This is a genomic window from Epilithonimonas pallida (assembly GCF_900182975.1).
GTDB classification, from domain to species: domain Bacteria; phylum Bacteroidota; class Bacteroidia; order Flavobacteriales; family Weeksellaceae; genus Epilithonimonas; species Epilithonimonas pallida.
On record NZ_FXUO01000004.1, the window covers coordinates 1 to 18,871 of the forward strand.

The 18,871-nt window shown below is 36.7% G+C and carries 18 protein-coding genes; 13 read left to right on the forward strand and 5 right to left on the reverse strand.

The features are described 5' to 3' along the window. Nucleotides 1–129: 129 nt before the first annotated feature. The 8 genes from QOL71_RS08370 (at nt 130) to QOL71_RS08405 (ending at nt 7,166) form a co-directional block, all read left to right on the forward strand. A complete protein-coding gene (locus QOL71_RS08370; RefSeq protein WP_283416482.1) occupies nt 130–558 on the forward strand; it encodes a transposase in 429 nt (142 codons plus the stop codon). After that, a complete protein-coding gene (locus tag QOL71_RS08375; protein WP_283416483.1) occupies nt 525–860 on the forward strand; it encodes a helix-turn-helix domain-containing protein in 336 nt (111 codons plus the stop codon). The genes QOL71_RS08370 and QOL71_RS08375 overlap by 34 nt, the downstream gene beginning before the upstream one ends. A gap of 31 nt (nt 861–891) precedes the next feature. Beyond that, complete coding sequence (locus tag QOL71_RS08380) at nt 892–1,263, forward strand: helix-turn-helix domain-containing protein (protein ID WP_283416484.1); 372 nt, start codon at nt 892–894, stop codon at nt 1,261–1,263. Nucleotides 1,264–1,826: 563 nt separating this feature from the next. Continuing rightward, on the forward strand, nt 1,827–2,060 hold the full coding sequence (locus QOL71_RS08385) for a hypothetical protein (protein WP_283416485.1): 234 nt from the start codon (nt 1,827–1,829) through the stop codon (nt 2,058–2,060). A gap of 104 nt (nt 2,061–2,164) precedes the next feature. Then, nucleotides 2,165–3,778, forward strand: a complete 1,614-nt coding sequence (gene pyrG, locus QOL71_RS08390) for a CTP synthase (protein ID WP_283416486.1) — start codon at nt 2,165–2,167, stop codon at nt 3,776–3,778. A gap of 165 nt (nt 3,779–3,943) precedes the next feature. Then, nucleotides 3,944–5,731, forward strand: coding sequence for a membrane protein insertase YidC (yidC, locus tag QOL71_RS08395; RefSeq protein WP_283416487.1), 1,788 nt, complete (start codon nt 3,944–3,946; stop codon nt 5,729–5,731). 226 nt (nt 5,732–5,957) lie between these two features. Continuing rightward, nucleotides 5,958–6,623 (forward strand): TrmH family RNA methyltransferase, encoded by a 666-nt coding sequence (locus QOL71_RS08400; RefSeq protein ID WP_283416488.1) that lies wholly within the window; start codon nt 5,958–5,960, stop codon nt 6,621–6,623. Between the two features lie 30 nt (nt 6,624–6,653). Continuing rightward, nucleotides 6,654–7,166, forward strand: coding sequence for a hypothetical protein (locus QOL71_RS08405; RefSeq protein ID WP_283416489.1), 513 nt, complete (start codon nt 6,654–6,656; stop codon nt 7,164–7,166). Nucleotides 7,167–7,177: 11 nt separating this feature from the next. On the opposite strand, the gene QOL71_RS08410 is transcribed toward QOL71_RS08405, so the two are convergent. After that, nucleotides 7,178–8,305 (reverse strand): NAD(P)/FAD-dependent oxidoreductase, encoded by a 1,128-nt coding sequence (locus QOL71_RS08410; RefSeq protein WP_283416490.1) that lies wholly within the window; start codon nt 8,303–8,305, stop codon nt 7,178–7,180. 3 nt (nt 8,306–8,308) lie between these two features. Continuing rightward, a complete protein-coding gene (locus tag QOL71_RS08415) occupies nt 8,309–8,896 on the reverse strand; it encodes a DUF1572 family protein (protein WP_283416491.1) in 588 nt (195 codons plus the stop codon). Between the two features lie 110 nt (nt 8,897–9,006). Here QOL71_RS08415 and QOL71_RS08420 point away from each other — a divergent pair, with 110 nt between their 5' ends. Then, a complete protein-coding gene (locus QOL71_RS08420; protein WP_283416492.1) occupies nt 9,007–9,663 on the forward strand; it encodes a hypothetical protein in 657 nt (218 codons plus the stop codon). Between the two features lie 3 nt (nt 9,664–9,666). Here the strand turns inward: QOL71_RS08420 and QOL71_RS08425 are convergent, their stop codons facing one another. Continuing rightward, nucleotides 9,667–10,359: an RsmE family RNA methyltransferase gene (locus tag QOL71_RS08425; protein ID WP_283416493.1), complete on the reverse strand. Its 693-nt coding sequence runs from the start codon at nt 10,357–10,359 to the stop codon at nt 9,667–9,669. Between the two features lie 67 nt (nt 10,360–10,426). Beyond that, the gene (locus QOL71_RS08430; RefSeq protein WP_283416494.1) at nt 10,427–11,308 is read right to left on the reverse strand and encodes a DUF808 domain-containing protein; all 882 of its coding nucleotides are present in this window, start codon (nt 11,306–11,308) and stop codon (nt 10,427–10,429) included. Between the two features lie 203 nt (nt 11,309–11,511). Between QOL71_RS08430 and QOL71_RS08435 the strand changes: the two genes are divergently transcribed. After that, entirely contained in the window at nt 11,512–11,955 is a 444-nt protein-coding gene (locus tag QOL71_RS08435; protein WP_283416495.1) for a hypothetical protein, read from the forward strand. 12 nt (nt 11,956–11,967) lie between these two features. Here the strand turns inward: QOL71_RS08435 and tsaD are convergent, their stop codons facing one another. Next, on the reverse strand, nt 11,968–12,984 hold the full coding sequence (gene tsaD / locus QOL71_RS08440; RefSeq protein WP_283416496.1) for a tRNA (adenosine(37)-N6)-threonylcarbamoyltransferase complex transferase subunit TsaD: 1,017 nt from the start codon (nt 12,982–12,984) through the stop codon (nt 11,968–11,970). A gap of 5 nt (nt 12,985–12,989) precedes the next feature. On the opposite strand from tsaD, the gene QOL71_RS08445 reads away from it, so the two are divergent. The 3 genes from QOL71_RS08445 to QOL71_RS08455 all read left to right on the forward strand — a co-directional run bounded on the left by QOL71_RS08445 (nt 12,990) and on the right by QOL71_RS08455 (nt 18,671). After that, complete coding sequence (locus tag QOL71_RS08445) at nt 12,990–17,636, forward strand: translocation/assembly module TamB domain-containing protein (RefSeq protein ID WP_283416497.1); 4,647 nt, start codon at nt 12,990–12,992, stop codon at nt 17,634–17,636. Nucleotides 17,637–17,765: 129 nt separating this feature from the next. Then, entirely contained in the window at nt 17,766–18,236 is a 471-nt protein-coding gene (locus QOL71_RS08450) for an Lrp/AsnC family transcriptional regulator (protein ID WP_027384579.1), read from the forward strand. A gap of 66 nt (nt 18,237–18,302) precedes the next feature. After that, nucleotides 18,303–18,671 (forward strand): hypothetical protein, encoded by a 369-nt coding sequence (locus tag QOL71_RS08455; protein ID WP_283416498.1) that lies wholly within the window; start codon nt 18,303–18,305, stop codon nt 18,669–18,671. The last annotated feature ends 200 nt before the right edge of the window (nt 18,672–18,871 follow it).

An 18,871-nucleotide genomic window follows, 5' to 3' on the forward strand; every position in this document is an offset into this window, starting at 1 on the left:
AATATCATCAACCCTGCACCTGGAATGATGGCCTATGACACCACAAAAAAACAGCTTGCAGTCTATAACGGAACTGTATGGAGCTTCTGGAAGCCGTAAAAAAACAGTAATTACGATTTCAACATAACAATGAATTTTAAAAATATTCATATAGGTCAAATAATTGAACAGGGAGTTACAGAAAGCGGGATAGAATTATCCCGTATCTGTAGCTTTTTGAAGTGTACTGAAGAAGAAGTGAGGGAGATGTATCTTCAAAAGAGCATTGAAGTAGACATTCTTCTGAAATGGAGTAAGCTGCTGGAATACGATTTTTTCAGAATGTATTCCCAGCACCTCATCTTATACGCACCTCCGGCAGCAAAAGAAAAGGAAAATGGTAAAAAACTCAGCCTTCCCCATTTCCGCAAGAATATTTATACCAAAGAAGTCATTGATTTCATATTGGGTCGGATTCAGTCGGGTGCAATGACTAAAACAGAGGTGATGGAACGTTACAAAATACCGAAAACGACATTATACAAATGGATCATAAAACACAAAGAACAGAAAAAATGACCCCTGATTTCAGTCTCATTTACTCGGATATTCTGAGCCATCAGTATCCCGAAAAAAGGGAGGAATGTCAGAGTCTTCTTGCCAAGTCCAGTCTTTCAGCATTGGATATTATGGAGCTTAACAAAAAGATATTTGGGAAATCCGGGAGTATCAATCAAAAGTATCGCTCTTACGGCAAATCAGACATACTGCATATTTTACATTACCAGAAAAAATACAGGCTGAACAACAGTCAGCTGGCAAACCATTTCGGCCTTAGCCGTAACTCTGTTGCCAAATGGAAGAAGATGTTCATCATATAACTACAAGTCTATTGACCCCGAAAGACAAAACATGAATGAAAGAAAAAAGGAAAGCAGAAGTAAAGAAATCTCAGAAAGATATGTTGAACTTCTGGACCGGCATGTAGATGATGTTATTGCTGAAAGAACGCAGGCGTTTATGACACTTAATCAAATTGCTTCTGAACTTGCGGTTTCCCATAAGCATCTGATAGATATTATTCAGCACGAATTGGGAAGTCATCCGGGATATTTCTACGATTTTAAAATCATAGAAAAGACAAAGGAGATGCTACTAGAAGCTGATGTATCCATAGCTGCAATTGCAAGAACCTTTACCTATGATCCGTCTAACTTTTCAAAGTTTTTCAAAAGCAGGACAGGCCGGACCCCGAGTAACTTCCGAAGGGAGTATAAAAGCTAAGCTTTATTCCAATCTGGCTGGACTCCTAAGCAGAAAAATCTTTAACAAGACATTGTCATCTTGAGCTTGTCGACGGATCTCTAACAAAAGAGAAGGGAGTTCTTAAAAAAAACGAAAGATGTTTCGACACCGCTGACTCTGCTCAACATGACAAACAGATGCTTTTTCATCAATATACCAAACATTATATCAGTAAGTAACAATATAAAAACGAATAGAACATCATTTTAGTGTTTGCAGCTGGAAGCTTAGTTGTGTTTGTCTATCCGGCTGTTTTTATGATGATGCTGTGAGTATAAATGTAAAGTAAGCTCAAATGATAATATGGAGTCATATATAAAAATGCATAAAATTTTTGAAATGGAGGCCATGATAGATCACCTGATAGGAGCTCCAAAAAAGACCGTTATAATAATGCTTGGTAAGCCACAAAATGATTTTAAAGACGAAATCGTATATATTGCTAAAAGCTATTTTTTGATCTATATAAAAGGAAACTTTATTTGTTCTTTTATAAGGGACGGTTAAGAGATTATTACATTGGATTATAAATATAACAACAAATGATAACAAGAAGCCAGATCATAAAACAACCGGAACTATTAAAAGGAATGACCAGGGAGGAAATATATTCCCTACTGGGAAATGACTATTATTCAGAATATGGTGGAGATCACTTAGTCTATATTTTTAAAGTATATTTTATAAGAAAAAAAGCAGTCGTTATTAATTTTGACCCCGATGGACTTGTTGAATATGTAGACGTAGTTGATATTGAAGAGCATCTCGAACATTAAGAAGCCTGTATAAATCGAAAGATAACCAATTTGACTTTGACTAATCTTTCAACGAAAATTGTTTTTTAGGTTGAGATGCTTTAACTTTGCACAAACCTAATCTAATGAGTAAAAAAGAAACGAAATACATCTTTGTAACAGGAGGTGTAACATCGTCACTTGGTAAGGGTATTGTTTCCGCTTCTTTGGGACTTCTTCTTAAATCCCGCGGTTTCAAAGTTACCATACAAAAACTTGACCCTTATATCAACATCGACCCCGGAACACTTAATCCTTATGAACATGGCGAATGTTATGTGACCGAAGACGGCGCAGAAACTGACCTTGACCTGGGACATTATGAGCGTTTTCTGGATTCTCCCACTTCACAGAATAACAACGTTACAACCGGAAGAATCTACCAGACTGTTATCGAGAAAGAACGTAAAGGTGATTTTCTTGGAAAAACAGTTCAGGTCATCCCACATATTACCAACGAGATCAAACGCAGAATCAAAATCCTGTCAAAAAAAGATTATGATATTATCATCACAGAAATTGGAGGAACAGTTGGTGATATTGAATCTTTGCCTTACATAGAAAGTGTTCGCCAGCTGCAATGGGAATTGGGCAAAAATAATTCTATGGTCATCCATCTGACATTATTGCCTTACTTGTCATCCAGTGGAGAACTGAAAACAAAACCTTCCCAACACTCTGTTCGCCAGTTGATGGAAAGCGGGATCCAGGCAGATGTTCTGGTTTGCAGAACGGAGCATACCATTCCGAAAGATCTGCGTTCAAAGCTGGCGCAGTTCTGTAACGTGGGTCTGGAAAATGTTATCGAATGTATCGATATGGATACGATCTACGAAGTCCCTCTATACCTTCAGAAGCAGCATTTTGATGAGGTCGTTCTCAAAGAACTGAATTTGCCTGCAGGAAAAGAGATTAACCTGAAAGACTGGAAAACATTCCTTAAAAAGTATAAAAATCCGAAGAAAAGTGTAGAAATCGCTTTGGTTGGCAAATATGTATCACTTCAGGATTCTTATAAATCCATTGCGGAAGCTTTCATCCACGCAGGTGCCGATATGGAAACCGAAGTGAATGTAAGATGGGTTTACAGTGGCGACATTGAAGAGAAAGGAGCCGAAAAGCTATTAAAAGGCGTGGACGGAATCCTTGTTGCACCGGGTTTTGGCGACAGAGGAATAGAAGGGAAAATCCAGGCTGCAAAATATGCAAGAGAAAACAAAATCCCATTGTTGGGAATCTGTCTAGGGATGCAGATTATGACTATCGAGTTCGCTAGAAATGTCCTAAGTTTAGCAAAAGCCAACAGTATGGAGTTCGATACTTCCACTCCGGATCCTGTGATTTCTCTAATGGAAGAACAGAAAAATGTAGTGGAAAAAGGTGGAACAATGCGTCTTGGTGCTTGGAAATGTACTTTGAAAGCAGGTTCAAAACTGGCAGAAGTCTATGGAGCGAAAACCATCTCGGAGCGTCACCGTCACCGATACGAATTCAACAGTGAATATAAAAAGGACTTCGAAGATAAAGGTCTTGTTCCAACAGGACTGAATCCTGAAACAGGTCTGGTAGAAACTTTGGAGCTGAAAGACCATCCGTTTTATGTGGGTGTCCAGTATCACCCGGAATATAAGAGTACGGTCGCGACACCGCATCCTTTATTCAAGGCGTTTGTTAGCGCTACGGTGAAAAACAAAAAATAATTGAATGAATGGCTCAAAGTATTTCCTTGAGCCATTCGTCTTTATAACGGAATCTGAAAAATAAATCCTATTTTTGCAGACCAAAACGAACCAGGTTTCTAACTGTCAGTCTGAGGATCTCGAAGACTTTCAAATTAAAAACCTAAAACTTTAAATATTCTATCAATGCAACAGAATAACGGATTAGATAAAAATCAGCTGATTAGCTTCGCGGTTTTTTCTATGATTCTTATCGGTTTTATGTTTTATTTCCAAAACAGAAACGCAAAAGCTGAACAGGAACAACTGGCTGCACAAGCCAAGAAAACAGAGCAGACTGCAAAAGCAAAGGTGTCCGAAACCAACTTAAATGCAACGGCAGTAACGCCGACTTCGGTTCAGAAAGTTAATCTTCAGAACGATGAGCTGGCTTTGGAATTTTCCAGTGTTGGCGGACAGTTGAGCTCTGTTAAATTAAATAAATTTGAAGCTTTTGGCGGAAAGCCATTATATCTTTTCAATAATAACAATTCCAATTACGGATTCCAGTTTACGGATAAATCTGGTAAAGTTTTCAATACAAAAGATTTGGTATTTGCACCACAGGTTTCCGGCAATTCCGTGACTTTGAGTTCAAAAGTTGGAAATGCTGTTGTACAATTCATTTATACACTTAAACCAAAATATACGTTAGATTTTCAGGTTAAAACACAAGGTTTAGCTAATATCGTTAATGATGGAAAAGCTAATTTTGTCTGGAATTATAATGTAAGAGGCGCAGAAAAAGGACGTTCGCAGGAAGAGACTCACACCGAGTTTGCTTATGCGTTCAACAATTATAAAGACTACGATTACGATGCCCGTTCCGATATGGATGAGCCGGACGAAACTTTGAACTGGATTGGTGTAAAGCAACAGTTTTTCGCAGCAGTTCTTGAAGCTAAAAATGGATTCACCAAATCAAAAGGTAATCAGGAAGCGATCCCGGAAGGGGAGTTTTTGAAGAAGTTCAATTACGACGGACAGGTTAACCTGGCAGGCAACGAGCTGAATCAGGATTTCACCTGGTATTTTATGCCGTTGGATATGGACTTGCTGAAGTCTTATGACAAGAACTTTGACGAGATTCTGCCGTTAGGCTGGTCATTCATCGGTTCACTGAACCGCCACGTGTTTATGCCAATGTACAATTTGTTATCGTCTTGGGGATTGGCAGCAGGATGGGCGATTTTCTGGATGACGATTATTGTTAAACTGATCTTGTCTCCGGTCATGTTCAAACAGCACAAACTAAGTGCGATGATGAAGGTGATTCGTCCTGAGATTGATGAGGTCAATGCCAAATTCAAGGATGCTGACCCAATGAAAAAACAGCAGGAAACAATGGCGGTCTACAGGAAAGCCGGTGTGAATCAAATGGCGGGATGTCTTCCGGCCTTGGTTCAGATCCCGTTGTTCTACGCACTATTCCGATTCTTCCCGAATATGCTGGATCTTAGGGGAAAAAGCTTCTGGTTCGTACCGGATTTGACAGCATATGATGATGTTATCAGCTGGGGAACTAATATTCCGTTGCTGGGTAATCACCTGAGTATCTTTGCTTTGGCTTGTACTATTGTGATTTTAATTTACACGATTATGACTTCCGGTAACATTCAGCAGCCACAACAGGAAGGGATGCCGAATATGAAGGTGTTGATGTACATCTTCCCAATCACATTCCTGTTCTTCCTGAACAGTTCTGCATCAGGGCTGTCCTGGTACTATTTTGTATCCAACGCGATTAACATTGTGATTATTTTGGTGATTAAATATTTCATCTTAGATGAGAAAAAAATCCACGCTCAGATCCAGGAAAACAAAAAGAAAGAACCGAAAAAAGAAGGGACTTTCCAGAAAAGAATGAGAGAGATGATGGAGAAAGCGCAAGAGCAACAAAGAATGCAGGAGCAAGCAAGAAACAAAAAGAAATAAATAAAAAAAGCGGTAATTTTTTACCGCTTTTTTTATTTTAATAAACCCTTTCAGAGTTTCAAACTCTGAAAGGGTTCTTGTTAGCTTTGATGAGTTTTACGTCTTTGTGAACCTTAAAATGTTTTCAATAATGTTAAAAAAATCTTTGCGAACTTTGCGTTAAAATCTACATTTTATACAAAGAAAAATACCGAGATTTGCAACCATCAATTTTAAACCCACAACTTTGAACTTAGAATCCACTTACGAATATCTCCAACAATTCCTAACAGTTGAACGTTTTCAAAAAATAGAACATTATTCCAAAGAAAGTTCTGATTTTGTTCTGCCGGTAATGGAAGATATTTACCAGTTCAGAAATGCGGCTGCAATTGTGCGTTCTGTGGAAGCTTGCGGATTCCACAAAGTAGTGGCGATGGAGAAAGAAAATTACTTTGAGCCCAATCTAAAAGTAACAAAAGGCGCAGACACTTGGGTTGAGGTGGAGAAAATGCCGAGAACAATAGAATCTCTACAAAACATCAAGAACCGAGGTTATAAGATTGTAGCAGTTTCTGCGGAAAACAATGCAAAGATGCTACCTGATTATAAAATCGAAGAACCTTTGGCTTTGGTTTTCGGAACAGAGTGGGAAGGAACGACAGATGAATTACTCGACTTTGCCGACGAAACTTTGGCTATTCCAATGTTTGGATTCACGAGAAGTTTCAATGTTTCTGTTGCTGCTGCTATTTGTATGTATGAACTCAAACAAAAACTTATAAAATCTAATATCGATTATAAACTGTCCGAAGAAAAATTACTCCAAATGAAAATCCGCTGGGCGAAAAATTCTATTCCGAGTGGTGATATGATTTTGGAAAAGTATTTGAGAGAACAAAATAATTTGTAAAGTATTTCGTAATAATATAAATACAGATTTATGATTTCGAAAATTTTATGTTTTATATTAATGCTCTTTACAATCAGTGCTGCCTCACAATCATTAATTACAAAAAGTAAAAAGTATCCTGCATTTTTTGTTGGGTATCAATTTTCTCCTGAAGCTCGGGATAATACCGAAACTTGGGAATCTTCTAAAATGCACATATTAGAAATTGCTTACGGTAAAGTTCTAGACCACGGAACTAGACACGGCGAGTCTGCCGCTTGGTATACTGGTACAGATTTAATTTTCAACTATAAGGAGTCATTTTTAGTTGCTCCAAAAATAGGAGCTAATACAAGTGGCGGCGCACTAGTCTTGGGAGGTGAAATCCAGTTTCAAACGGATTTTAATAAAGTTGTACCAAGAGCAATGCCATATTTAGGACTTGGAGGTTTAGGAAGGCGATTATTTATTGGTTATAATTTTAGATTATTAAAAACAGAATTTTTCCCAGTTAATACTTTGAATATTGGTTTGACACTTCCAATTAGAACAAAAAAAGGATAGAATAAATGTTATTAATTTTCAATTGTCAACTCACAAACCAACTCTCCAATCTTAGGAGCCAGCGCAACACCCATTCCAGAAAGTCGCACTGCACAAAATTGTCGTTCGGAAATCTTCTTTACAATCGGGTTTTTTTCTGTTCCCATTGCCATAATTCCTGACCAGCGCATTGCGATTTTAAAATCCTGATTAGGTAGAATCACTTCTTTTAGAAATTTCTCCAAATGATTTTGTAGAAAATGTGTTGTGTCAAAATCGGTTGTTTTTTCAGCCTCAAAATCCTGATTTCTTGCGCCGCCTAAAAGAATTCTGTTTCCCAGATTCCGAAAATAATAGTAGCCTTCGTCATAATGAAATGTTCCTTTGAGTTTAAGGTTTTCTATTGGTTCCGTCAGAATAATCTGTCCTCGTGCAGGAATAATTTCTTCCGATTCCAAAAATTTAGAACTAAATGCATTTGTACAATAGATGACTTTTCCAGATTTTAGAATGAGGTTGTCATTAATTTTAATTTCGATTTCATAATTGTTTTCTGAAACTGATTCTACTTCGGTTCCAAATAAGAACTCAACTTTCAGTTCGTAGCATTTTTCTAAAAGTTTGTTCAGGAATTTTCCGGAATGTAAGCTGCCTTCACAAAGATTCTCAACCAAAAAATCAGATTTCCTCAATCCGAATCCTTCAATCTTTTTATTCGCGATTCTAAAAGTATGTTTAGTTTTTGTAATGGGAGCTAGTCTTTCATTAACTTCTTCCAGTTTGTTCAAGGCTGATTCATCATTCAGAATTTCGTAACCACCACAAAGTTCAAAATCAATATCGTCTTGAGTAAAATAATTCTGGATTTTCTGCAAACCTTCGAATCTCATTTTGACTAGATCCAAAGTTTTCTTCCAACCCATTTTTTCTGAATCAGAAATAATCTCTGTCAGACTTCCAAAGCAAGCAAAGCCGGCATTTCGAGTCGAAGCACCGGTTGGGATAGCGTTTCGTTCGATAATTAAAACGGATTTTTCAGGAAATTTTTCTTTGATAGAAATTGCTGTCCAAAGTCCGGTAAATCCTGAGCCGATAATGGTAATGTCACGTTTTCTATAAAAGGTTTCGGTTTCCCAAATGCTTGGATTGGCGATTTTCATAGGTTATTCAGGTTTATAATCATCTCTCACTTCATCACTTTTTGCAAAGCAAACCGGGGATGAATTTTCCTGACCCGAGCCAAATTTTGAATGCATCTCATGATTGAAATCCGCCGATTTGTTTCGGGCAATGGAAAGTATTCGCCAATCATTATTTTTCATCATTTTGGCGATGTAAACAATCTGACCGATGTGATAAGGATAATGTGCCAGCTGACGAAGAACTGCATCCAAAACCGAATGAGCTTCGCCTCTGATATAAATTGTAGAATTGATATTGTCGTCTGTAATTTGCTGTAAAGCTTCGAATAGACAATCCCAGCCTTTTTCCCAATATTTTAAAACTTCGGCTTTTGTTTTGAAAGAATTGATGAATTCTGAATCCCGGTTTCTCCAATCTTTCTCGCCGTCTTCCGTCAAAAAATTAGTCCAACGGGAGAGCATATTCCCTGCAATGTGATTTACGATAATTGCAATAGAATTGCTTTCTTCATTGTATTGCCAGAATAATTGTTCATCAGAAAGCTGGGCAAACGATTTGTCGCCTAATTCTTTATAATACAAAAATCGCTTGATGAATAAATCTTTCATTTTGGAATTGATTTTAAACTCAAAAATAAAAATATTCTGCTATCAAATTCTTTCTGAAAAGGAAAACTTTTTTTGCCTAATATTGCAGTCCTTTTTTCGAAGCAATATTTATGAAGAAAAAATCTACAATTCTAATTTTATTTCTAATTATCTCAAATTTTATTAAGGCTCAGGAAGCGTCAAAAATCCAGAATCCACCTGTGATAATGGAAGGTCTTGTGGGAAGCCGGGGTTTCTCGTATCAACTCGTTGCAGATAAAAAATTCCAGAGCATACCGAGCTTAGGATATTATACAGTTGTCAATTTCCAAACAGATTGGGGCGAGTCCAAAATCGGCGATTATATGTTGCAGGGACATTTGACTTACACTATTTTAAAGGGGCTTAACGCAGAAGCCGGATTTTTCGCCAATCCTGTGGACGGAATCCGGCCTTCCGCTGGTTTTATTTACACTTATGCCAATTCTAAAGTTTTCGTATTGGCAAATCCAAGAGTTGATATTGCAAAAAATCCGAATGCAGAATTGTTTGCTTTAGCTGAATATAAACCGGAATTAAATGAAAAACTGAATCTTTATACCAAGATCCAGGGATTGTATTGTCACAATTTAGGCTATGATTTTCATTCCAGAAGTTATGTTTGGCTGAGAGCGGGATTGACTGTTAAAGAGTTCACGTTTGGATTGGCAGGTAATTTTGATTTTTATGGTCCCGAAAAATACAACAAGAATAATCTTGGTTTTTTCTTGATGGTGAACTTGTTTTAAGGATCAAAACATTTTATTATAATTCCAGGCAGCGACGAAAACTCCGGCCGTTTCCGTTCTCAGTCTTTGATTGCCGAGAGAAACAGCTTTGATGCCTTTGTCGGCTAATAATTTGATTTCTTTATCTGAAAAATCGCCTTCCGGACCGATCAAAAATGTGCAACTTTCAAGATTCGGAATGTCATTCAAATTAATTCTTTCCAGATTTTCATTGCAATGCGCAACAAACGAGTTGCCTGAATCCAGATTTTTAATGAAATCAGAAAATCTGGTCAGATCATTGACTTTCGGAAAATGGAATCGAAGGCTTTGCTTAGAGGCTGCAATTGCCTGTTTTCGTAGTTTATCAATATTGATATTCTTGCGTTCGGTTTTTTCTGTTAGAATCAAACTGATTTCCGAGATTCCCATTTCTACAGCCTTTTCTACAAAGAATTCTATCCGGTCAATGTTTTTTGTCGGCGCAATGGCGATATGAAGCTTCGGGGAAAAACCGGGCAGATTTTCTTTGATTTCGGAAATGTTTAAAGATACTTTTTTTCCTTCGAAAACAAGATTTCCATTAGCAATGTTTCCATTACCGTCGGTTACGAAAATCTCTTCACCTTCTCGCATCCTGAGAACTTTCGTGATGTGCTGTTGCTCATCAGAATCAATCTGTATTTCCGGAAAAATCTGTCCAAAGAAAAGTTTCATATCAATTGATTTTAAAATCACAAAAGTCACAAAAGAATTGTAAGCTTTGTGACTTTAATTTACATTATTATTTTTTAGCAGGTTTTACTAAATCTACTATTTTTTTGAAAATTGTCATCGCCAAAACTGCACCCAGACCAAAAACAATTCCCAATCCGAATTTTGAAAGAATATTTTCCGGAAGCAAATGGTGGACATAATCGATGTTATGCAGAAAAATTTCGCCGGAAACCAGCAAAAGTGCAATAGTTCCTACAACACCTAGAATTTTGATAACGATGGGTAACGCTTTGACCAAAAATTGTCCTAAGCTGGAGAAAAAGCCTTTGTTTCCCGATTTTTTCATCAGGAAAAAACCTGCATCATCCATTCTTACAATCAGTGCAACAATGCCGTAAACACCAACTGTTGCGAGAAATGCTACAATAGTAACCACAATAATCTGTTCTATAAGCGGATGTTCTTTTTCGATAACAGTTCCCAGTGCAATGATAACAATCTCCAAAGAAAGAATAAAGTCGGTCTTGATAGCCGAACTGATTTTTGATTTTTCAGAATTAACCTCTTCTTCTTCCAAAGTACTTTCTTCTATCACTTCTCCACTGGTTTTTTTCCTGTGAAAGAGAAATTCGATAATTTTTTCAACACCTTCATATGCCAGATAAACACCTCCAATCACCAAAAGGATTTTAATAGCAACGGGAAAGAAAAAATTGAGAAGGAAAACTACAGGAAGAATAATCAGTTTGTTGATAAAAGAGCCTTTGGTGATGGCCCAAAGAACAGGAATCTCACGGGAGGATAAAAATCCGGTAGCCTTTTCCGCGTTTACCGCCAGATCGTCGCCGAGGATCCCGGCAGTTTTTTTAGTCGCCAATTTGCTGGTAACGGCAATGTCATCCATCAGCGCACCAATATCGTCTAAGATTGCAAAGAATCCTGAAGCCATAACTTTTTTATTTTGATACAAAAATAAGTTTTAAACTTCAAAATTCAATATGTAATTACGCATGACTTAAGATTCGATATAAAAATTACAATATCATCATGTTGCTGCGAAAAATATTGATACTGGAAAATTATATATAAAAATTAAAAAGTTATTTTATATTTGAATTAAACATTTATTAATTCGAATATAAAAAAAACCAAATGACCGAAACTGAGAAAATTAACGAAGAATTACGTAATTATAAGCTATTTAAAATCCAACGTATCAACACCAGGGAACAAGAATTTTCTGAGTTCAGAAAGGATCTGTTAGCAATTAGAAAAAATGAGGTATTGAATTATATAATTGCCTCCATTAATGTTCTTTCGATATTGTTTTTGATTTATAATGCTGTTAGGAGTTATCTTAGTTCGGACTTTTATGAGATAAATTGGGAAATTATTGTATCAAACTTTATTCTGACTCTTTGTCTGTCAGCATATCTGACATATAAATTCATAATTTATAATGTAATGTTGAAAAAACACATACGTATTACAGAAAATGCTGTTAAATATTTTGCTGGTGAGAGCGAGAATTTAAAAAGTATCTATGAAAATTATGTAGAAAATTACTTGGAAAGCCAAAAAAGAAAAGCCAGATAACTTTAATAATATCTATAAATCATACTTCGCCGTTGCCGTTGTCCTGATATCGGTAAACTCGCCACGTTCATATTTCAGTTTGGCAACCATTGCAATCATCGCAGCATTATCCGTTGTGTATTCGAATTTTGGGATGAATATGTTCCAACCAAGCCTTTCGCGGTTGTCTTCCATCGCTTTTCGCAAACCTGAATTAGCAGAAACACCTCCTGCAATCGCGATGTCATTGATTTTAAGTTCTTTCGCTGCTTTTTCCAGTTTGTCCATAAGAATTTCGATGATTGATTTCTGAACAGAAGCGCAAAGGTCATTCAGATTATCCTTAATGAAATCAGGATTCTTTCTTACCTCTTTTTGAATAAAATATAAAACTGAAGTTTTAATTCCACTGAAAGAATAATCGTAACCTTCCATTTTTGGCTTGTTGAATTGAAAAGCGTTGGGATTTCCTTCTTTTGCTAATCGGTCCACAATTGGGCCTGCTGGATAATCGAGATCGAAGATTTTTCCAATTTTATCAAAAGCTTCGCCTGCAGCATCATCAATGGTTTTTCCGATGATTTCCATGTCAAAATAATCTTTAACCAAAACGATCATCGTGTGTCCGCCGCTGACTGTCAAACACAAAAACGGGAAACTTGGAGGGGCAGGATTAGCATCATCAATAAAATGTGCAAGAATATGAGCCTGCAAATGGTTAACTTCTATCAAAGGGATGTCCAGGCTCATGGCCAGAGATTTTGCAAAAGATGTTCCAACCAGAAGCGACCCCAAAAGTCCGGGACCTCTGGTAAAGCCGATCGCACAAATCTCATTTTGTTGTATATTTGCTTTTAAGAAAGCTTTTTCTACGACAGGAATAATGTTTTGCTGATGCGCTCTGGAAGCCAATTCGGGAACAACACCACCATATTCGTTGTGGATTTCCTGATTGGCAGCAATATTGGAAAGGATTTTGCTATCCCTGATAACGGCTGCGGAAGTGTCGTCGCAAGAAGATTCTATACCTAAAATAATTGAACTGCTCATAATAGATGGCAAAGTTAGAAAATAAAAATACAAATAACGAAGAACCAAACGTTGACCAACCTGTCATCAAGAAAAAGCGTCCACTTTTTCTAAGGATTCTGAGTACGGTTTCTTATGCCATTATTATTCTGGTTGCATTGTTATTTATTATCATCAACCTTCCGGTAACAAAGCGTTATATCGCAACCCAAGCAATTGATTTTCTTAATAAAGATCTCAAAATGGGTATGTCTATAGATGATATAGATGTTAATTTTTTCGGAGATGTGACAATCAGAGGTCTCAGACTTAAGGATTACAAAAATTATGAGTTTGTTAAGGCAAAAGAATTAAGAGTAGGTTCTGATTGGTTTGCTCTGGCTTTCAATACAAGGGACATCAAATTTAATCAGGCTACAATTATAGATCCTGTTATCAGGGTTATCACTTACAAAGGCGATAGCATCAGTAATTTTATCAGATACGTTGATAATTTTGATGATGGGAAACCAAGAAATCCGAAAAAGAAGCCTTTCAAAATGGGGATGAAAATCGACCTGATCAATGGAGTTGCAAGTATTGTCAATGAAAATCATCCCGGTGAGGCCGGAAGATGGCTTGATGCAAGAAAGGTCAACCTGAATGTCACTTCTCTGAAAGTGGAAGGAGCTGATGTTTTTGCTGATATCAGAAATTTTAATTTCATTACCAAGCGTTACGGAAAAGAACATATTGTCGATACTTTCTCCACCAATTTTGAACTGACAAAAAAACATTTGAAGTTGGGAAATCTGACTTTCAATACGGATCATTCTCTATTACAGGGAGAAGCTATTCTTAACCTCGATCCAAAAACAAAGTTTGCAGATTTTGGTAACAAAGTCAACTGGGATTTGAAAATGGTTCCGGGAAGTCAGATCAGTGGCTATGATTTGAGTTATTTCGTTGTGGACTGGGATAATTATACGCCGATTAATATTTCGGGTACAATGACCGGACCTTTGAATGATTTTACTTTAAATCAATTTGTGATCCGCTCACAGGACATTAATCTTAACACAAAAAAAATGAAAATCTCCAGTGTTCTGGACAAAAAGTTTTTCATTGAAAGTAAAGATGTTTCGGCTGATTTTACTTACAAAGGCCTGAAAGCATCGCTTCCCAAATTCATTTCGTCTAAGTTGGGGAATTTTGCGGATGATTTCGGAAGGTTGAAATATAACGGCTCCGTAAAAGTCAATCCAAAACAGATTTTTGCTACAGGAAACGTCATTACAGGAATCGGTCAGGCGAAAATGAAGGACCTCAATCTTGTAGATTACAGCACGAAACGGCCAAAATATAAAGGCTATTTTGAAGTCAAAGATCTGAATGTGACAGCTTTGACAAAGAATAAGCAAGTCGGACTGATCTCAGGAAAATTCAACGTTCAGGGGGAAGGTTTTGATGTTAATACGATGTATGTCAAAACGAATTCGGATGTCAATCATATTGATCTGATGGGTAAAAGCCTTAATAACATTTCTATTGACGGGGTTCTCAATAAAAAACGTTTTACGGGAAATGTTCTGGCAAATGATCCTAATGCAAAGGGAAGTTTCAAAGGAGTTGTAGATTTCAGCACCAAAAGATTGCTGGCCGATTTTACAGCGGATGTCAAATATGTAAACCTGAAATATTTCGGCATTTCGGCTGGTGATACCAATTCAGTAAGTGGATTGATATCCGGGAAGGTTTCTATGACCAATCTGAATGATCTCAATCTTGATACCAATATCAAGCATTTAACCCTTAATTCAGACGCTCAGAAATTGCAAATTCCAGATTCCAAAATACAGGCTTATTTCGAAAATGGAAACAGGATAGTCTCCGTTGATGCACCAGGTGCTGTTAACGGAAGAGTTTCCGGGAGATTTAATCTTGAAGATATTGGCAATATGGTCATGAATAGTGTCAATAAAATCCTGGTTGGCAATCCACCAAAGAAAACTTACAATGGGCAGAATTTTGATTTCGATTTTGATGTAAAACAAGGCCTGATTTCATTTTTTGTTCCCGACCTGGAGCTGCCTAATGGCGCAAAGGTTGCAGGAAATTATACCGGAGAAACTAATGATTTGATTCTGAATGCCGATGCTGCACAAATCAAATATGTGATGACCAGCAAAAAGGAATTGACCGAAGCGGAAAAATTCCTGGCCGAGACCGATGCCACTTATCAGCCGGACCTCAACAAAGTGAAGGATAGTGCTATGGTTGATAGTCTCAGTCTGAGAGTTAATACTGCAGATCTTAATCAGCAGCTGTTGGCGACAATCAAAAGAGGGCAATATGGCAATAACGTTCTCCAGGATGTAAAATTGACCGCTAATAATGAGAATATGCAGGTTTTGCATATAGGAACGGTTTTTAAGCTAGGTACACTTGATGATGAGACTGCAAAACAGATGAAAGAATATGCGGTCAATATCAATCAAACAACTAATGCTGCCAAGGATTATGTTTTTCGTTTTGAACCGACTACGGTTAAATTCAATAATGTGGCATGGACAGTTGATACTAGTCCAGAGCTCAATCATTCAATCACTTACAGGAAAAAGGAAAAAGATTTTCTGGTAGAAAACCTGAGAATTTATTCTGATGAAAGTGAGCTTCTTGTAAAGAATGCTGATTTCAAATCAGGCAAAGAATTTACTGCTGATGCGGAAGTCAAAAATCTGGATATTTCGAAATTACTTGCTTTTGGAAAGGATAATAATTCTTTGGATATAAAGGGAACTGCCAACGGAACCATTCAGATTAAAAAATCAGGTAACAATCTGGAGCCATTGGTTGATCTGGATGTTAATGATATTTTCATGAATGGTAAGGCTATGGGAAATCTTGAAGCTAAAATTACCAAAAGCGAAAAACCAAATGTCTTTGATGTTAATGTTCAGGCTTTGTCATCAGACTTATTGGGGAAAAATACTTTAGATGTTACCGGAACTGTAGATACAAATGGTTCTGAAATGATTTTTGATGTAGATGCAAAGATGAATGAGTTTGATCTTGGTTTTGCCCAGCAATTTGTAAAAGAAATTTTTGGAAATTTCCGTGGAAAAGCAACAGGAGATCTTAAAATATCCGGACCTGCCAATGATATAGATTACAGTGGTGATATTGCTTTAAAAGGGTTTGGACTGAAACTGATGTTCACAGGTGTTGATTATTCTTTTGATGACACAGTAATCAATCTTTCAAGAGGATTAGCTTTGTTGAACAACATTGGGATCAGAGACGGAAGAGAAAATTCGAGAGGCAGTATTTCCGGTTCTATTCAGTTTGAAACGCTTTCTTCGTTGGGTGTCAACCTGATTATGCGTGCGGATAACCTGTTGGTTCTTAATTCTACGCAAGATGATAATGATCTTTTCTGGGGAAGAGTTACTGCCGAAGGTGATGTCTATGTCAGCGGACCTGTTTCCGGATTGGAAATCTCGACACCTAATGACGGTCTCAGAGTTCTGAATAACAGTACATTTACATTTAACAGCGCATCAACGGCTAATGTGGAAGAGTTCAAGATCCTTCGATTTTTGAAACGTGATGACGAAGGGAAAATTTCTGTTGAAAAAAAGAAAAGAGCCGGGGCTAATATGTTGATTGACTTTGATGTAACGATTGATAAAGGATCATTGGTTAATGTATTGGTTGGCGATAATGTCGGCGATATTTCTGTAAGAGGAGATGCACGGCATTTGAAATTCAAAATGGCAAGAAGCGGGAATATTACAATGGACGGTACTTACACGGTTGATAATGGGACTTTCGTTTCAAAATCTATCCTGAACAGAACTTTCCAGATCGCCAGAAACAGTAGTATCCAATGGAGCGGAAGTCCAATGACGCCAGCTTTGGATATCACTGCAAACTATACAAGAACCGTTACCAATGCCGGAGAATATCTTGGCATGACTCTGACACAGCCTATTAATGTAGTTCTCACTACAAAGATTACTGAAACATTGACTAAGCCTGAGATTGCTTTTGGAGTGGCTGCTCCGGATGGATCTTCTCAGGTAAGAGAAACATTGGCGAGCAAAATGAGTAATGATGATGAAAGGATAGTTCAGTTTGGATCTATTTTGGTTCTTAATAATTTTAATGTTGTCAATTCGGGATTGAAGTTTGATGTTTCTCAAACAGCTCTTAATACGGGTGTCGGGGTTGCCCTCAAGCAGCTGGGATCTGTTCTTAATACTATTAGTAGTGCTTTCCAGATCAATCTAGATTATATCAGCGGAGATCCAAACTCTAATACTTCCGACAGGGCTAATACCAATGTGAGTCTTGCGCTTTCGCCAAGGATTAAATTTAAAACCGGATTAGGAGTTCCAATTTCCCGAACTGAAAATACCAATGCCAATTATCTTTCTGTAGAAGGAATTGTTGAGTATGACTGGAGTAAAAATAATAATGGCAGCAGATTGTTCCGTGCTTATTCCAAGCCATCCAATATCGGGCTGACAACGACAGCCGGTGCCAATCAAAGTTACGGAGTTGGAGTGGTTTACAGCAAAAGTTTTAATTCTTTCAGAGATCTCTTTAAAAAGAGAGAAAAGATAAAATCTGATACTGTTTCTGCAAATACCAATAAAATTGATTCTGTAAAAAACAGGCCAAATAAATGATAATTGTCATAGTGAATTTAAGATTTTGTTAAAAGCTGTTAATCTTTTAATATTTGTTTTTATTTAAATAATTTTTTTTAAATTTGCAAAAAAATTAGATATATTTTAAATAAATAATAAAATCATACAATGAACTATCAATTAGACGATATCGATAAAAAGATCCTTGATTTTCTGGTAGAGAACACAAGAATGCCTTTTACAGAAATTGCTAAACAAATGGACGTTTCTGCAGGGACAATCCACGTAAGAGTAAAGAAAATGGAAGATGCCGGAATTATTTTGGGTTCTTCTCTTAATATTGATTACGGTAAACTGGATTACAATTTCACCGCTTTTATTGGTATTTTACTTACAAAATCAAATCATACACAAGAGGTGTTGAAGCAATTGGCTTTGATCCCGAATGTCGTAGAAGCAAGTGTTACTTCCGGAAAATATAATATCTTCTGTAAAATGAAAGCCAAAAATACCGAAGATGCTAAAAGAATCATATATCAGATTGATGACATCCAGGATGTAATGAGAACTGAAAGTATGATCTCTATGGAAGAGTACATCAGTGATAAAAACCGTCTTATAAATGCGGTTAGTATATAGGTTAGTTAATAGAAATTTCTATAGAAAAGAGCTTATTGATTAAGCTCTTTTTTGTATTTTTATACTATGAATTCAGAGGATAAAAGCTTTCGCAGAAATAGAGATTATTACATTATTTTCGGACTTATTTTATTGGTGTTTTTATTGAGTGTCAATACAGATCTGGCAGAATTTTCTCAGCGGCAGTCACTCAATATTCCCACAGGTTTTTTTTATTACACGCTGGGAGTTGACCTTTTAGTAATTATCAGCTGGATATTGATTTTATTTTTCAGAAAGATAGGAACTATTGCGTTTCCTATTTTTGTACTTCTTCATTTTGGGCTGCATAATTATTTTTTGAGTACCTATCTATACTCTGATATTACGGTTCTGTTTTTATATATTGGAATAGGGCTTATCGCTGTCATCCCACGTTGGAGTATTTTAAAATAAAAACCCGGGATAGATCCGGGATATACATTTGATAATCAGCTATTGATTGAAAATAATTAAATGAAAAATCTGCTGATTATAAATCTATGTTCATCTTGTGTGCCTTCAGAATCAAAAATCAGTATGTGTTTTTACTATACAAATATTATCATATCGCATAATATCTACAAAAAACTATCTACTACATAACTACGCCAAAG

What these genes read in the sequence shown, in the direction of transcription:
- tsaD (WP_283416496.1), bottom strand. Translation starts at nt 12,984, where the DNA reads ATGAGCAGTTCAATTATTTTAGGTATAGAATCTTCTTGCGACGACACT.
- QOL71_RS08435 (WP_283416495.1), top strand. Translation starts at nt 11,512, where the DNA reads ATGACCGAAACTGAGAAAATTAACGAAGAATTACGTAATTATAAGCTA.
- QOL71_RS08380 (WP_283416484.1), top strand. Translation starts at nt 892, where the DNA reads ATGAATGAAAGAAAAAAGGAAAGCAGAAGTAAAGAAATCTCAGAAAGA.
- QOL71_RS08425 (WP_283416493.1), bottom strand. Translation starts at nt 10,359, where the DNA reads ATGAAACTTTTCTTTGGACAGATTTTTCCGGAAATACAGATTGATTCT.
- QOL71_RS08385 (WP_283416485.1), top strand. Translation starts at nt 1,827, where the DNA reads ATGATAACAAGAAGCCAGATCATAAAACAACCGGAACTATTAAAAGGA.
- QOL71_RS08430 (WP_283416494.1), bottom strand. Translation starts at nt 11,308, where the DNA reads ATGGCTTCAGGATTCTTTGCAATCTTAGACGATATTGGTGCGCTGATG.
- QOL71_RS08445 (WP_283416497.1), top strand. Translation starts at nt 12,990, where the DNA reads ATGGCAAAGTTAGAAAATAAAAATACAAATAACGAAGAACCAAACGTT.
- QOL71_RS08375 (WP_283416483.1), top strand. Translation starts at nt 525, where the DNA reads ATGGATCATAAAACACAAAGAACAGAAAAAATGACCCCTGATTTCAGT.
- QOL71_RS08420 (WP_283416492.1), top strand. Translation starts at nt 9,007, where the DNA reads ATGAAGAAAAAATCTACAATTCTAATTTTATTTCTAATTATCTCAAAT.
- pyrG (WP_283416486.1), top strand. Translation starts at nt 2,165, where the DNA reads ATGAGTAAAAAAGAAACGAAATACATCTTTGTAACAGGAGGTGTAACA.
- QOL71_RS08415 (WP_283416491.1), bottom strand. Translation starts at nt 8,896, where the DNA reads ATGAAAGATTTATTCATCAAGCGATTTTTGTATTATAAAGAATTAGGC.
- QOL71_RS08450 (WP_027384579.1), top strand. Translation starts at nt 17,766, where the DNA reads ATGAACTATCAATTAGACGATATCGATAAAAAGATCCTTGATTTTCTG.
- QOL71_RS08455 (WP_283416498.1), top strand. Translation starts at nt 18,303, where the DNA reads ATGAATTCAGAGGATAAAAGCTTTCGCAGAAATAGAGATTATTACATT.
- QOL71_RS08370 (WP_283416482.1), top strand. Translation starts at nt 130, where the DNA reads ATGAATTTTAAAAATATTCATATAGGTCAAATAATTGAACAGGGAGTT.
- yidC (WP_283416487.1), top strand. Translation starts at nt 3,944, where the DNA reads ATGCAACAGAATAACGGATTAGATAAAAATCAGCTGATTAGCTTCGCG.
- QOL71_RS08410 (WP_283416490.1), bottom strand. Translation starts at nt 8,305, where the DNA reads ATGAAAATCGCCAATCCAAGCATTTGGGAAACCGAAACCTTTTATAGA.
- QOL71_RS08405 (WP_283416489.1), top strand. Translation starts at nt 6,654, where the DNA reads ATGATTTCGAAAATTTTATGTTTTATATTAATGCTCTTTACAATCAGT.